Annotated in this window: 14 protein-coding genes; 12 read left to right on the top strand and 2 right to left on the bottom strand. The window is 42.0% G+C overall.

Annotated features, from left to right (window positions below):
* The first annotated feature begins 109 nt into the window (after positions 1–109).
* The 8 genes from hisG to hisIE are packed head-to-tail and all read left to right on the top strand — an operon-like array spanning position 110 to position 7,177.
* Positions 110–1,009, top strand: a complete 900-nt coding sequence (gene hisG / locus J8Z25_RS17145; RefSeq protein WP_250662165.1) for an ATP phosphoribosyltransferase — start codon at positions 110–112, stop codon at positions 1,007–1,009.
* Positions 1,010–1,015: 6 nt separating this feature from the next.
* Positions 1,016–2,317, top strand: a complete 1,302-nt coding sequence (hisD, locus tag J8Z25_RS17150) for a histidinol dehydrogenase (protein ID WP_250662166.1) — start codon at positions 1,016–1,018, stop codon at positions 2,315–2,317.
* Positions 2,307–3,404, top strand: a complete 1,098-nt coding sequence (gene hisC / locus J8Z25_RS17155) for a histidinol-phosphate transaminase (protein ID WP_250662167.1) — start codon at positions 2,307–2,309, stop codon at positions 3,402–3,404. Before hisD ends, hisC begins: the two co-directional genes overlap by 11 nt.
* On the top strand, positions 3,401–4,462 hold the full coding sequence (gene hisB, locus J8Z25_RS17160; protein ID WP_250662168.1) for a bifunctional histidinol-phosphatase/imidazoleglycerol-phosphate dehydratase HisB: 1,062 nt from the start codon (positions 3,401–3,403) through the stop codon (positions 4,460–4,462). The genes hisC and hisB overlap by 4 nt, the downstream gene beginning before the upstream one ends.
* The gene (hisH, locus tag J8Z25_RS17165) at positions 4,459–5,049 is read left to right on the top strand and encodes an imidazole glycerol phosphate synthase subunit HisH (RefSeq protein ID WP_250662169.1); all 591 of its coding nucleotides are present in this window, start codon (positions 4,459–4,461) and stop codon (positions 5,047–5,049) included. The genes hisB and hisH overlap by 4 nt, the downstream gene beginning before the upstream one ends.
* A 27-nt stretch (positions 5,050–5,076) precedes the next feature.
* Positions 5,077–5,811 (top strand): 1-(5-phosphoribosyl)-5-[(5-phosphoribosylamino)methylideneamino] imidazole-4-carboxamide isomerase, encoded by a 735-nt coding sequence (locus tag J8Z25_RS17170; protein ID WP_167657554.1) that lies wholly within the window; start codon positions 5,077–5,079, stop codon positions 5,809–5,811.
* The gene (gene hisF, locus J8Z25_RS17175) at positions 5,793–6,572 is read left to right on the top strand and encodes an imidazole glycerol phosphate synthase subunit HisF (RefSeq protein ID WP_167657553.1); all 780 of its coding nucleotides are present in this window, start codon (positions 5,793–5,795) and stop codon (positions 6,570–6,572) included. The genes J8Z25_RS17170 and hisF overlap by 19 nt, the downstream gene beginning before the upstream one ends.
* On the top strand, positions 6,563–7,177 hold the full coding sequence (hisIE, locus tag J8Z25_RS17180) for a bifunctional phosphoribosyl-AMP cyclohydrolase/phosphoribosyl-ATP diphosphatase HisIE (RefSeq protein WP_130052642.1): 615 nt from the start codon (positions 6,563–6,565) through the stop codon (positions 7,175–7,177). Before hisF ends, hisIE begins: the two co-directional genes overlap by 10 nt.
* A gap of 43 nt (positions 7,178–7,220) precedes the next feature.
* Here hisIE and J8Z25_RS17185 read toward each other — a convergent pair whose 3' ends face one another.
* Positions 7,221–8,600: a serine hydrolase domain-containing protein gene (locus tag J8Z25_RS17185; RefSeq protein WP_250662170.1), complete on the bottom strand. Its 1,380-nt coding sequence runs from the start codon at positions 8,598–8,600 to the stop codon at positions 7,221–7,223.
* A 213-nt stretch (positions 8,601–8,813) separates the two neighbouring features.
* On the opposite strand from J8Z25_RS17185, the gene J8Z25_RS17190 reads away from it, so the two are divergent.
* The 4 genes from J8Z25_RS17190 to J8Z25_RS17205 all read left to right on the top strand — a co-directional run bounded on the left by J8Z25_RS17190 (position 8,814) and on the right by J8Z25_RS17205 (position 11,296).
* Positions 8,814–9,551 carry a DUF4097 family beta strand repeat-containing protein gene (locus tag J8Z25_RS17190; protein WP_250662171.1) on the top strand — a complete coding sequence of 246 codons (738 nt, stop codon included), beginning with the start codon at positions 8,814–8,816 and terminating at the stop codon, positions 9,549–9,551.
* Between the two features lie 151 nt (positions 9,552–9,702).
* Positions 9,703–10,215 carry a hypothetical protein gene (locus J8Z25_RS17195; protein ID WP_250662172.1) on the top strand — a complete coding sequence of 171 codons (513 nt, stop codon included), beginning with the start codon at positions 9,703–9,705 and terminating at the stop codon, positions 10,213–10,215.
* Positions 10,216–10,251: 36 nt separating this feature from the next.
* Positions 10,252–10,437: a DUF1289 domain-containing protein gene (locus tag J8Z25_RS17200; protein WP_250662173.1), complete on the top strand. Its 186-nt coding sequence runs from the start codon at positions 10,252–10,254 to the stop codon at positions 10,435–10,437.
* A 64-nt stretch (positions 10,438–10,501) separates the two neighbouring features.
* Positions 10,502–11,296, top strand: a complete 795-nt coding sequence (locus J8Z25_RS17205; RefSeq protein ID WP_250662174.1) for a glycosyltransferase family 25 protein — start codon at positions 10,502–10,504, stop codon at positions 11,294–11,296.
* A 4-nt stretch (positions 11,297–11,300) separates the two neighbouring features.
* Here the strand turns inward: J8Z25_RS17205 and J8Z25_RS17210 are convergent, their stop codons facing one another.
* Positions 11,301–13,082: a M61 family metallopeptidase gene (locus J8Z25_RS17210; RefSeq protein WP_250662175.1), complete on the bottom strand. Its 1,782-nt coding sequence runs from the start codon at positions 13,080–13,082 to the stop codon at positions 11,301–11,303.
* Positions 13,083–13,105: the final 23 nt, after the last annotated feature.

Below are 13,105 nucleotides of genomic sequence, written 5' to 3' on the forward strand. Positions count from 1 at the left end.
GAGAGGTTATTCCTAAAAGGAACCTCTGGCGAGCAATCAACCAAATTATTTATTTTCGCCCTGAGGTTCCCTCGGGGTTTTTAGTTTTTGAATTAAAGGAAAATGAATAATGAGCAATACCAAACGTTTACGAATCGCCATCCAAAAAGGCGGCCGCTTATCAAAAGACTGCCAAGAGTTACTTAAGCAACTTGGTGTTAAATTAAATCTTCGTGAACAACGTTTAATCGCACACTCTACCAACATGCCAATTGATGTACTTCGTGTACGCGATGACGATATTCCGGGTCTTGTAATGGACGGTGTATGTGACCTAGGTATCGTCGGTGAAAACGTACTCGTTGAAGTACAAGCTGAACGCGAACGCCAAGGTGTGGCATTCGAAGTAAATAAGCTTTCTAAACTTGATTTTGGTTACTGCCGTTTAGCACTTGCATGGCCACAAGAACTTGGCCCACAAGATAAAAGCTGGTTCGAAGGTAAACGCATTGCAACTACATACCCTGAAATTTTAAGCCAATATCTAAAACGTGAAGGCATCAACGCAAGCACGGTAATGTTAACAGGCTCTGTTGAAGTGGCACCGCGTGCTGGTCTGGCTGATGCGATTTGTGACTTAGTGTCTACCGGTGCAACCTTAGAAGCCAATGGCTTAATGCAAGGCGACACAATCTTAGAATCAAATGCATGTTTAATTCAAAACAAAGACCTAGCAGATCAAAGTAAACTTGATTTAATCAATACGCTAATGCCGCGTCTACGAGGTGTTCGTCAAGCTAAGGAAAGTAAATACATCATGTTACACGCTCCTAAAGCAAAGCTTGATGAAGTGTGCGACTTGCTACCTGGTACTGGCCAACCAACTTTACTATCGCTTGCAGGTAGCGACGATTATGTAGCACTGCACATGGTTAGCAGCGAAACCCTATTCTGGGAAACGATGGAACAGTTAAAAGCATTGGGTGCCAACTCAATTCTCGTTATGCCTATTGAAAAAATGATGGAGTAATTATCCATGTTTCGCTGGAATGAGGAAAATCAACAAGCACAGCAGGCGGTACTCACCCGCCCTGCTGTTACTGCAAGTAAAGAGGTCGAAGCAATTTGTATCGACATCTTAAATGCAGTTAAAACAGAAGGTGATGCAGCGTTATTAAAGATGGCAAAAGAGTTTGATAAGCGCGAAACACCTCGCTTATTAGTACCGGTTGAAGAAATTAATCAAGCTGAGCAGTTACTATCAAGCGAGTTAAAAGCCGCCATCGAAACGGCCTATGCCAATGTAAAACGCTTTCACCAAGCACAATTACCTAAAGACATTAAGTTAACAACGCAACCTGGCGTACTGTGTGAACTTAAATATCAAGCCATTGAAGCGGTAGGTATTTACGTGCCAGGTGGTAGTGCGCCATTGCCATCGTCAGTGATTATGCAAGGGGTGCTTGCACAGTTAAGTGGTGCACAAACTGTTGTGCTTACTACACCTGTAAAAGCCGATGAAACTATCAACCCTGCCATTTTATATGCGGCAAAACTATGTGGTATTAAAACCATTGTAGAAAGTGGCGGCGCAGGTGCGATTACAGCGATGGCATACGGCACAGAATCAGTGCCTAAAGTAAACAAGATTTTTGGCCCTGGAAATAGTTTCGTCACTATGGCAAAACAACTTGTTGCGCAAACTATTCCGGGTATGGCGATTGATATGCCAGCCGGCCCTTCTGAAGTGTTAGTGATTGCTGATGAGCGTGCAAACCCTGAGTTTATTGCCGCTGATTTATTGTCGCAAGCAGAGCACGGCGCTGATTCGCAAGTTATTTTACTATGTAACAGCGAACGTATTATTGAAAAAACACAGCAAGCATTAACAGAGCAGCTAGCAAAATTAAGTCGTAAAGACACTGCCGAACAAGCCCTAGCTAACTCAAGCTTGATATTAGTGGACTCGGTTGAGCAAGCCTTTGCAGTGTCTGCTGAATATGGTCCTGAGCACCTTATTTTACAACTTGCTGATGCGCAGCCTTATCTAAGCTTAGTGAAAAATGCCGGTTCAGTATTTGTGGGTGATTACACCCCTGAGTCTGCCGGTGACTATGCGTCCGGTACTAACCACGTACTACCAACGTATGGTTACAGTGCGACCTATTCGAGCTTAAACTTATTGGACTTCTTTAGAACTTACACAGTGCAAACCATCAGTAAAAATGGCTTACGTGAATTATCTAAAGCAATTTTACCTTTAGCTGCAGCAGAGGGACTAGATGCTCACGCTAATGCTGTTTCAATTCGTCTTGAGGCTATGAACAATGAGCGATAATGCAAAAATAACAACGCTGTTGCCAGATAACATTGCTGCACTTACAGCCTATAGTTCAGCGAAAAGTGAAAAGCTCACAGGCACTACTTGGTTAAATGCCAACGAAAGTCCATATTCACGTACTCCAAATATCAATTTAGCTGATTTAAATCGCTACCCAGATCCGCAGCCTCAGCAAGTGATTAATCGTTATGCTTGCTATGCTAATTTAGAGCCGGAGCAAGTACTAATGACTCGCGGAGCTGATGAAGGTATTGAGCTATTAGTACGTACGTTTTGTCGTCCAGCTAAAGATAGCATTGCACTCTTTTTGCCAACTTACGGCATGTACAAAGTAACCGCTGACACTCACAACATTGCGATTAACGGTTTAACTCAAGAACTGTTATTAAAAGGTACGGTTGATGAGATTGTAACCGCAGTTGCTGACTCAAAACTGGTGTTTATTTGTAATCCAAATAACCCAACTGGCAGTATGACTAGCCTAGACAAAATCAGAAAAATCACCCAGCAACTTGCAGGTAAAGCGATTGTCGTGGTTGATGAGGCTTATATAGAATTTTGCCCAGAGCAAACAGCTGCAAGTCTCATTAATGAGTTTAGTAACCTTGTGGTACTGAGAACCTTATCTAAAGCGTTTGCACTTGCGGGTCTTAGAACAGGCTTCACACTCGCTAACAATGAGCTACTTGCGCCTATTCGTAAAGTGATTGCGCCTTACCCTGTATCAACCGTTGTTGCGAGCATTGCAGCAGACGCATTAAGTAGTGACAACATCGCTTCAATGCGCCGTCAGGTGACAATTCTCAATAGCTTAAAAAGCAAACTAAAAAGTTGGCTTGAGCAATCACCTGCCGTTATCAAAGTACTGAGCGGTGAAGGTAACTTTGTCACTTTAAAATTAAAAGACAAGCAATCATTTAATATCGCACTTGAGCAAGGACTCGTAATGCGTGCCTTCACTTTATATGGCGAAGATGATTGGTTACGAATTTCTATCGGTAACGAGCAAGAACTAGAACAAGTAAAAGTTTGGTTAGATGGCTTATCACTGACCAGCAAAACAGTAGAACAGGAATTATCATGAGCAACCCGTATTTATTTATTGACCGCGATGGCACGATTATCGAAGAGCCAATCACCGACAAACAGGTTGATAGCCTTGAAAAATTGGTGTTTTTGCCGAATGTGATCCCTGCTCTATTACAACTTCAAGCGGCAGGTTACCGCCTTGTGATGGTTTCGAACCAAGATGGTTTAGGAACTGATAGCTTCCCAACAGCTGATTTTGATATTGCTCAAGACAAAATGATGAATATCTTAAACAGCCAAGGAATCAAATTTGATGAGGTTCTGATCTGCCCTCACTTTGATGAACAAAATTGTGACTGCCGTAAGCCAAAAACCGGATTACTTACTGAGCTAATGCGTTCAGGTAAAGTCGATTTAGCACGCTCATTTGTGATTGGCGATCGCCAAACAGATATCGGACTTGCCAAGAACTTATGTTGCGAAGGCATTTTGTATGATGGCAGCTGGGATGCCATTGTCACTAAGCTGACAACTGCGAACCGTGAAGGCCGTGTCACTCGCAATACCAAAGAAACACAAATCGATGTGCAAGTTAATTTAGACCAAACAAAAAATGGTGAAATTAGCACAGGCCTTGGCTTTTTCGATCACATGCTTGACCAAATTCGCACCCATGCCAATATCGGTCTTAATATTCAAGCAACTGGCGATTTATACATTGATGAGCACCACCTAGTTGAAGATATCGGCATTGCACTTGGTCTTGCTCTTAAACAAGCATTAGGTACAAAAACGCAAATTGGTCGTTATGGTTTCGCATTGCCTATGGATGAATGCAAAGCTGAAGCACAAATCGACTTATCAGGCCGTGCATCATTTGTATTAAATGCCGATTTTAGCCGTGAAAAAGTAGGCGACTTAGACGTACAAATGGTTGAACATTTCTTTAAAAGCTTAAGTGATAATGCTGCGATGAGCCTTATTCTGTCGGTTAGCGATGGTAACTGCCATCACCAAGTTGAAGGTCTATTTAAAGCGTTTGCTAGAGCACTTCGCGCTGCGATTGCTAAAGATGCTTCGCAACAAACTGCTAGCTCTAAGGGGTGTTTATGATTGCTATAATTAATACCGGTTGTGCCAACATTAACTCTGTTCGTTTTGCCTTTGAACGCTTAGGTAAAACACCAGAGGTGATCACTTCACCTGAGCAATTAAAAGGTTTTGAACGTGCGATTTTACCTGGCGTAGGCCATGCCTCTGTTGCAATGAAACGCTTAAAAGACGGTGGCTGGCAGCAAGCAATTGATGAATATCAGCGCCCACTGATGGGAATTTGTTTAGGTATGCAATTACTTTGTGACAAAACTGAAGAAGGCAATGTTGAGTGTCTTGGCAAAATCCCTGGTATTGTTAAGCAACTTGATGTAGGTGAATTAACTTCACCGCACATGGGCTGGAACGACCTAAGCGTCTTAAAAGAGCATGCCCTCACTAAAGGTTTATCAGCGCAAGATCAAGTGTACTTTGTGCATAGCTTTGCTCACACAGTGAACGATGCCACCTTAGTTAGCGGTGAATACGGACAAGCTTTTTCAGCGATTGTTGCCAAAGATAACTACGCAGGTATGCAGTTCCACCCTGAGCGAAGTGCTAAAGTAGGCACCCGACTTTTACAAAACTTTTTAGATTGGCAGCTGTAAGCGCAGCAAAAAATAAGAGAAATAAACGTGATAATTCCAGCACTCGATGTATTACAAAACCAAATTGTGCGCTTATACCAAGGTAAGTATGATACAGCACAATTTTACCCTTACGAACTTAGCGCACGCTTACAAGAGTATGCAAATAGCGGCGCAGGTAAACTACACCTCGTTGATTTAGAGGGTGCGCGCGATCCAAATAAAAAACAGTGGCAGCATATTCAAGCGGCAACCAAAGCGCTTAATGTACCTTATCAAGTAGGTGGCGGTATTCGCTCTGAGCAAGATGTTGCCGACTGGCTTGAAGCCGGTGCTAACCAAGTCGTGATTGGCTCAATGGCCGTTGAAAAGCGCGAGCAAGTACAAGCTTGGATTGAAAAATTTGGTGCAAAGCACTTCGTTATAGCACTTGATGTAAATAAAACGGAAAACGGCTGGGCACCAGCGACACATGGGTGGCTAAGTGAATCTAAGTTTGGTTTGTTCGAACTTGTTGATTTTTACGTAGCTCTCGGTGTAATTGATTTTCTGTGTACAGACATCAGTAAAGACGGCACCATGACAGGCCCTTCATTTGCACTTTATGAAGATCTAACTAACCACAATAGCGAGATTAAAGTTCAAGCATCAGGCGGTGTAAGCTCACTTGATGATATTGCAAAGCTGAAAAAACTTGGCGTTGGCGGTGTTATATTAGGTAAATCATTACTCGATGGTGCCTTTAATGTTGAGGAGGCGTTAGCATGTTATCAAAACGCATAATTCCTTGTTTAGATGTTAAAGACGGTCAAGTCGTTAAAGGTGTTAAATTTAAAGGCCATGAAGTAGTTGGTGATATTTTAAAGCTTGCAAAAGCATACAGCGATGCCGGTGCTGATGAACTAGTTTTTTATGAAATCAGTGCCAGCGTCGAAAAGCGTCTACTTGATGTAAATTGGGTAGAGAACATTGCGCGCCATATTGATATTCCATTTTGTGTGGCTGGTGGCATTAAATCTGTTGCTGATGCGGCACGTGTTTTAGAACGTGGCGCAGATAAAATTAGTATTAATAGCCCAGCTATCGCTCGCCCAGAGCTAATTAAAGAATTACACGATGAGTTCGGTAAACAATGCGTAGTTGTTGGTATTGATAGTTTTTATGATGAAAAAACTGATGAGTATTTGGTGTACCAGTTAACGGGTGATCCAAATGCATCAAGCCGTACTCGCTACAAAACCGAAGAATGGGTTAAGCGCGTGCAAGACCTAGGTGCTGGCGAAATCGTCCTTAATTGCATGAACCAAGATGGCGTGCGTAAAGGCTACGACAATGTTCAGCTATCAAAAATGCGTGCACTGTGCGATATTCCACTAATTGCTTCGGGTGGCGCAGGGACAATGCAAGACTTTGTTGATGTATTTCAGCAAAGCCAAGTTGATGGTGCTCTCGCTGCCAGCGTATTTCACAAGAACGTCATTGATATTGGCGAACTAAAACAATTTTTAATCGATAATAATGTAGCGGCAAGACTATGCAATTAACCAAAGACACTCTTACTCAAGTCGATTTTGCCAAAAGCGAATTGATCCCAGCTATTGTGCAAGACGCACGCACTGGGGTTATTTTAATGCAAGGCTTTATGAATCAAGACGCATTAGCTGCCACTTTCGACAAACAAAAAGTAACCTTTTTCTCACGTTCTAAAGAGCGCTTATGGACTAAAGGCGAAACATCAGAAAACTACCTTGAAGTTGTCTCGGTGCACACCGACTGTGATTACGACTCTATATTAGTACTCGCAAACCCACTTGGCCCAACCTGTCACTTGGGTACACAAAGCTGTTTTGGCGATGATGCAAAACCTAGCTTATCGTTTTTGGCCGAGCTTGAACAAGTTATTGTCTCGCGTAAAAATGATGACCCAAGCAAAAGCTACACTGCGTCTTTATTTGCAAAAGACTTAAGCCGTAGTTGCCAAAAAGTGGGTGAAGAAGGTGTCGAAGTTGCCCTTGCAGCTATGAAACATGATAACGATGAATTAACCAATGAATCGGCAGACTTACTGTATCACTTAACCGTGTTATTACAGCGCCAAGGCTTATCATTGGCCGATGTGGTGAGTTGCTTACAAGGCCGCCATAAGTAAATGAAGTACATTAAGATGCACCTTTTCAGGTGCATCTTAAATCTTATTGCCTAAGTGCTTTTAAAACATCACGAGTAAAGTCATGTTCACTAAAGCCTTTAAGACCCGCAAGATCATACCCTCGCCTAACAATAACTAGCTGCTCGCTTGGAATAATCACCAAATATTGACCTCGGTTGCCTCGCGCTGCGATAGTATCGTTTGGTAATTCTGGGAAGCGTTCGTTATAAAGCCACCACTGTGCACCGTATCCAGGTGCAGCTTCTGGGGGCTGCGCAGGTGCTGGTTTACTTATATAACTTAACCAATCTTTTGGTAATATTTGCTCACCTTGCCAGCGACCATTATTTAGGTGTAACAGTCCTAAACGAGCAAGATCTCGTGAGGTAGTCCACACTTGCGATGACAAAATAAAGTCACTTTGCCAGTCAGATTCTAAAAAAGTATGCTGCATGCCAATTTTATCGAGCAAGTTTTCATACGGATAACGTAAGTAACTCGCTTCATCGTTGAAAGTTTCTCTTAGAGTTCGAAGCGCTAACATGGTGTCGTTATTGGCATATTTCCAGCGGCTGCCAGGCTTTACTTCTAACGCAGTATGCGTTGCAGTATCAGACACTAAACCGCCCCCCATATAAACCCGATCTGTCCGGTTGCCCGCTTTATTACTATCTAAGCCTGATGCCATATGAAGCAAGTTTTCAAGAGTTATTTCACCACGCGGATCAAGCGAATGAGACCAACTTTCAAGCCCCGCTGGTTTAGTTACATCAAGTCGCTTTTGCTCTACCGCCACACCAATGATGCTAGCGCCAATACTTTTTGCAACAGACCAAGTTCGCTGTGCGGTTTCTGGGGTAAAGCCTGCTTTATATTGCTCTGCTAAAATCGCCTGAGGGCTTGCTATTAAAATAGCTGAAGTACGTGCGCCTTCGCCATAATGACGAGTAAAAGCCTGAGCAATGACCTCATCAAGCGCCTTATTGCCCGTTGTTTTATTAACACCATTTAGTGTTTGCCAAGGCTTACCATCATCCTTTAGATCAGCTAGGTTTTCTTTAAACGGAGATTGCACAAGTGATGCAGATTCTAGGCTAGCTCCAACAGGCAAATCAACACAACCTAAACGCGGACGCCACACTGATATACGCTGCTTATCTTTATCATAATCGACAGTGACTCGCCTATGCTTGGTATCAATATTTGCTTGCAGTGTTTTTACCGTGTCTGCGATTAAAGGATAAATCCCCGTGAGTTCATCTGTAACGATTTGCTCAGTCGTTTTGTCAGCATTAAACGTGGCACTACAAGTAAAGTTGGCGACATACCCTGCAGCATAAGCGTTTAAGGTTACATCAGTTTCCTCACTACAAGCACAAAAGCTGATCCACAATAAACTACTTAGGAAGATTATTTTTTTCATTATTATTCCTTGGGGGGCAAATACTATAAGTTAGCAAAAGGAAAAAATAATGATATGTTTTTACGGCAGAGTTAACGCTTTTAACGGTAAAAAAGCTGGATATTAAATAACTAAGAAGCATTATTTTTTTTAAAAGTTTATAAACTGTTTAAACCTTTTGTACCAGCACCTGCGACTAAGCTAAAAACATCTCAAATATGAAAGGGAAGAACCATGTTAAGTAAAGTAAAAACACTCTCGCTTATTGCCGCAGGCCTATTATCAGCCCAAACATTTGCTTGGGGTGAAATGCCTCTGCAAGAAACCAAAAACCTTAAGCTAGATGCAGCATCATTAAGTGCTTTGAAAGTCGAAGCTGGCTCTGGTTTTTTGCACATTACAGGCACTGACAGTGATGAAGTAACCGTTAAAGCTGAAATTTATCAAGAACAGCCGCACGATGAATACTGCTTAACGCTTGAAGCTAAAGGCAATAATGCCGCACTTGGTGCAGGACAATGTGAACACCATACCAACAAGCAAACTCGCATTGATTTAACTGTTGCGATCCCGCATTCATTTAATGTCGATGTGCACGATGGTTCTGGTGAGATTATTATTAGCCATGTAGCTGATACAGTAATCAACGATGGTTCTGGTTCAATTACAGCTAATGACATTACAGGCACTTTAGAAATCAATGACGGCTCTGGCAGCATAGATGTTCGTAATGTCAGCCGTAATATTAAAATTCATGACGGCTCTGGCAATATTAATGTGGCAAAAGCACAGGGCAATATTGAAGTACACGACGGTTCTGGCGGTATCGATTTAAATGATATTTCCGGTGATGTTGTCGTTTCAGATGGCTCTGGAAGCATTCGTGTTGATACTGCGGCAAACTTTGAACTATTAAGTGATGGTTCTGGCTCTGTAAAAGTAACTAATATTGCCGGTAAAACTAAGATGTAAGCTCACGAATATACAACAAGATATAACCAAATGCCCTCCTTTGTGAGGGCATTTTGCATTGTAATTGCCAATCTTTATTAGCATTTTTACAAGGGCTTAGGTATCCTCTAGAAAACGTTTAAGGAACTGCTATTTAAAAGGATAGCCTGATATGAAAAAGCCACTCGTCGCCTTACTAACTGGCCTTGTTTTAACAGGTTGTACAGGACTAACAACTGAACAACAAGTTGCCATTGATAACTTAACCCCTTGCGAGAAAATCAACGCCCTATTAGGTGCTTACGACAACCGCTTTGAAGGCTTAAAACGTAGCCGTGTAAATACTAAATACATGGAAACATGGACAGCAAAATACAACCTTATTGCTGATAACTGTCAAATCACGGCGCTTGATAAAGACAATGTCACCTACAGTTGTGTAGGCAACTATGAGCAACAGCAGCAAGCTGTCGCCGATCACACCCGTGCGGTTAATTTTACCCAAGCTTGTTTAGCAGGTAATAATTGGCATCAAACACAAAAAGAGTCTGCAGAATCGTTACGCACCACGTTTGTGCTTGACGAAAACAACCCTGTTATCTCAATTCATTCGGGTAAAACCTTATCACGTAAACAGCCTTGGTCTACCACTCTTGAAATTGGTAAACCCGTTGAAGGTAAATAATACATTTTTGAAGGCTACATTAGCCTTCTCATCACTATGACAAATTCAAAAAAGCCAACCAGCCAATTCAAAACAGATTGCATCGGCCAATGTCATCGCCTCAATGGCTATTGCACTGGCTGTGGTCGCAGTAATGATGAAATTTTTGATTGGATCATTTTATCCGAGCAAGAAAAACAAGCGATTTTAAATACCCCTCGCCCTGACATAAAATCGAAATAGTTCTGACACCCAAGCGTCATTAAAGCTTGTTAGCCTGATTCAAACTGACCATCAGGTAACGATAATGACCGCTATTTTTGTAATCAACTTAGCAAGCTCTACTGAACGATTAAACCGTGTAAGCCATGAGCTCAACGCACAGAATTTGGCATTTGAACGCCTTGATGCAATTGATGGAAGAGAGCTGTCTGATAAAGAGATAGTCAAGCACTATAGTGCTGATTTAAACCTAAAAAAATATCATAAGCCATTGAGCAAAGGTGAAATTGGCTGTTACCTGAGTCACAGAAAAGCATGGCAAACCATTGTCGATAGGCAATTAGATTACGCCATTATTTTAGAAGATGACTTTGTTCTCGACCGCTCTATTCACAGTGCAATTGACAACATTAATACATTAAAACAGCCTTGGCAGCTAATAAAATTGGCTGCTTACAAAGACCGCAATCGCGACATTGCTTTCACAAAACAACTCGCTGATGAGCAGCATATAGTCATTCATAAAAAGCTTATGTCTGGCTGCTGTGCAACTGCTGTTAGTTTGGAAGGTGCAAAATCACTTTTAAAGGCCACAGCCACATTTGGCCGCCCCGTTGATTGTGATTTACAGCATGTTTGGGAAACCGGCGTATATGGATACTCATTGCTGCCCTACCCAGTATCACAACCCGATAATCCACAAAGTGATATTCGAGACCGAACAGACAAAGTTAAAAAATCGTTTTGGCGACGAAAAAAGCAGCAACTCCAAAGCACTCTACAAAATGCAAAATACACTAAGCAGTTTATAAAAGCGCAGCAAACACCAAGCAAAAAGAAAGGAGCCGCAGCTCCTCTCTTACCAATCAAAAACCATTAACGAGTTATTTTGCTAGGTTTGGGTGATCAACGCCCATCCATGCTTTAAACAATGCCATTTGAGCTGGTGTTGCATCTTTTAATGCTTGTACCTTTTTCTCTTTATCAAAGTCTTCACTAAGTGTCAGTGTCGTACTTTGCAATGCATCACGTCTAATGAAATCAACAGTCACTGTGTCGCCTGCTTTAAACGTTTCAAGGCTGGCTGTTAAATCTTTACCAACATGCTTTTTGTTAAACGCGACGATTTTATCATCTGTAGTTAAGCCCGCTTGCCATGCAGCGCCGCCACGGCGAACATGAGTTAAGGTTAATAACTCACCGCTGTTTTTAGCGAACGAGTCAATACTAGGTACTGATTTTGCACCTTCAGGGCGAATTAAACCTAACCCCACTTTTGCAAGTAGTGAATCAAAATCGATAGCTGCTGGCTCATCCACATTCGCTTGCCACCATGCGCTGTAATCACGACCCGTTAGCTCTTTTAAAATCGCTTTAACATCATCAGGCGTAAAACCATCTGGTAAACGGTGTTTGTTGTAAAGTGCACGGTGAACATCGCGGTAACTAATTTTGCCGTCGCTCTTTTCTAGTAAATCAATATCAAGCGCCATTGAGATCAATGAACCTTCTAAATAGATATTGGTGCTGTAGTTGCGTGCATGATCGCCGCCTTGGTTAATCCACTTATCAAAACTAGTTTCAGTTGCGCTTTGTACTTCGCGACCCGGTGTTTGTAAGTGACGATTAACTGTTTTGGTTAATGTACCGAAGAACTCATCCGTTGTTTCAATACCTGCACGAACCATTAAGTGATCCTCAAAGTAGCTGGTTGAGCCCTCTGCAATCCATAATGTTTTCGCGTAGTTAATATTCGTGTAGTCGTACGGTGCAATCCCTTTAGGACGGTACGCTTTTACGTTCCAAGTGTGAATAAATTCGTGTGCTGCGGTGCTGATAAACGCAAGATAATCTTTACGAGAACCAAAACGATCACGAGGACGCTGTATAATTGTTGAGTTTAAATGCTCTGTTGCACCGCCGGCACCTGACGTTGCATGTACCATAAATACGTAACGCTCATATGGGTAGCTATCCCAAATTACATTGCCAGTTGTAACGAGCTTTTTAAGGTCGGTTAGCATTTGATCTACGTCGTAGTTACCTTCACCCCAGATAACTAGTTCGTATTCACGACCATCAACGCTAAACTTATGTAGCTCATTGATACCACTCTCGATTGGTGAATCAACTAAAATGTCGTAATCTGCAGCTTTAAAGCTATGTTTAGAACCCGCATTTTCCATCCCCGACACTGAACGCCATTCTTTTGGTACGTTTAGTTTTACAGTCACAGGGTCTTGACGGAATGATTCACTAAACATAAAAAAGCCAGATGCATCAATAAATGCATGACTGTCATCAATATGACGAGCGCGTTTACCTAGCTCGTTAGCGTAAACTTGGTAATCTACATTTACTTGAGTTGGCTCGTTTAGATGAACACGCCAAGTGCTGTGGTCAATTTTTTCCCACTGTAATGCTTTACCGTCATCATCTTTTGCTTCGAAAAAGCGTACACCATTGGCAAGATTTAAAATTTCATAACGGCCAGTACGCCAAGCTGGAAGTTTAATATCTAAATGTGCTTGTGCGGTTTGGGGAAACTCAACACTTACATTACCTAGATGGTGCTCTGGCTGAGTGATAGACAGTGAGTAGTTTACATCTGCAAACACACTGTTAGAACAGGCCGCCAAGATAGACATTGCCAAAAACTTTTTCATAACAACTCTTTTTATTACTATCA

It is taken from the genome of Pseudoalteromonas sp. SCSIO 43101, from assembly GCF_023650775.1.
In the GTDB taxonomy this organism is placed as follows: Bacteria; Pseudomonadota; Gammaproteobacteria; order Enterobacterales; family Alteromonadaceae; genus Pseudoalteromonas; species Pseudoalteromonas apostichopi.

Bases quoted from the DNA above. Each gene is read 5' to 3' on its own strand.
- hisD (WP_250662166.1), top strand. From the start codon at position 1,016: ATGTTTCGCTGGAATGAGGAAAATCAACAAGCACAGCAGGCGGTACTC.
- J8Z25_RS17200 (WP_250662173.1), top strand. From the start codon at position 10,252: ATGACAAATTCAAAAAAGCCAACCAGCCAATTCAAAACAGATTGCATC.
- hisH (WP_250662169.1), top strand. From the start codon at position 4,459: ATGATTGCTATAATTAATACCGGTTGTGCCAACATTAACTCTGTTCGT.
- J8Z25_RS17195 (WP_250662172.1), top strand. From the start codon at position 9,703: ATGAAAAAGCCACTCGTCGCCTTACTAACTGGCCTTGTTTTAACAGGT.
- hisC (WP_250662167.1), top strand. From the start codon at position 2,307: ATGAGCGATAATGCAAAAATAACAACGCTGTTGCCAGATAACATTGCT.
- J8Z25_RS17190 (WP_250662171.1), top strand. From the start codon at position 8,814: ATGTTAAGTAAAGTAAAAACACTCTCGCTTATTGCCGCAGGCCTATTA.
- J8Z25_RS17205 (WP_250662174.1), top strand. From the start codon at position 10,502: ATGACCGCTATTTTTGTAATCAACTTAGCAAGCTCTACTGAACGATTA.
- hisF (WP_167657553.1), top strand. From the start codon at position 5,793: ATGTTATCAAAACGCATAATTCCTTGTTTAGATGTTAAAGACGGTCAA.
- J8Z25_RS17210 (WP_250662175.1), bottom strand. From the start codon at position 13,082: ATGAAAAAGTTTTTGGCAATGTCTATCTTGGCGGCCTGTTCTAACAGT.
- hisIE (WP_130052642.1), top strand. From the start codon at position 6,563: ATGCAATTAACCAAAGACACTCTTACTCAAGTCGATTTTGCCAAAAGC.
- J8Z25_RS17185 (WP_250662170.1), bottom strand. From the start codon at position 8,600: ATGAAAAAAATAATCTTCCTAAGTAGTTTATTGTGGATCAGCTTTTGT.
- hisG (WP_250662165.1), top strand. From the start codon at position 110: ATGAGCAATACCAAACGTTTACGAATCGCCATCCAAAAAGGCGGCCGC.
- hisB (WP_250662168.1), top strand. From the start codon at position 3,401: ATGAGCAACCCGTATTTATTTATTGACCGCGATGGCACGATTATCGAA.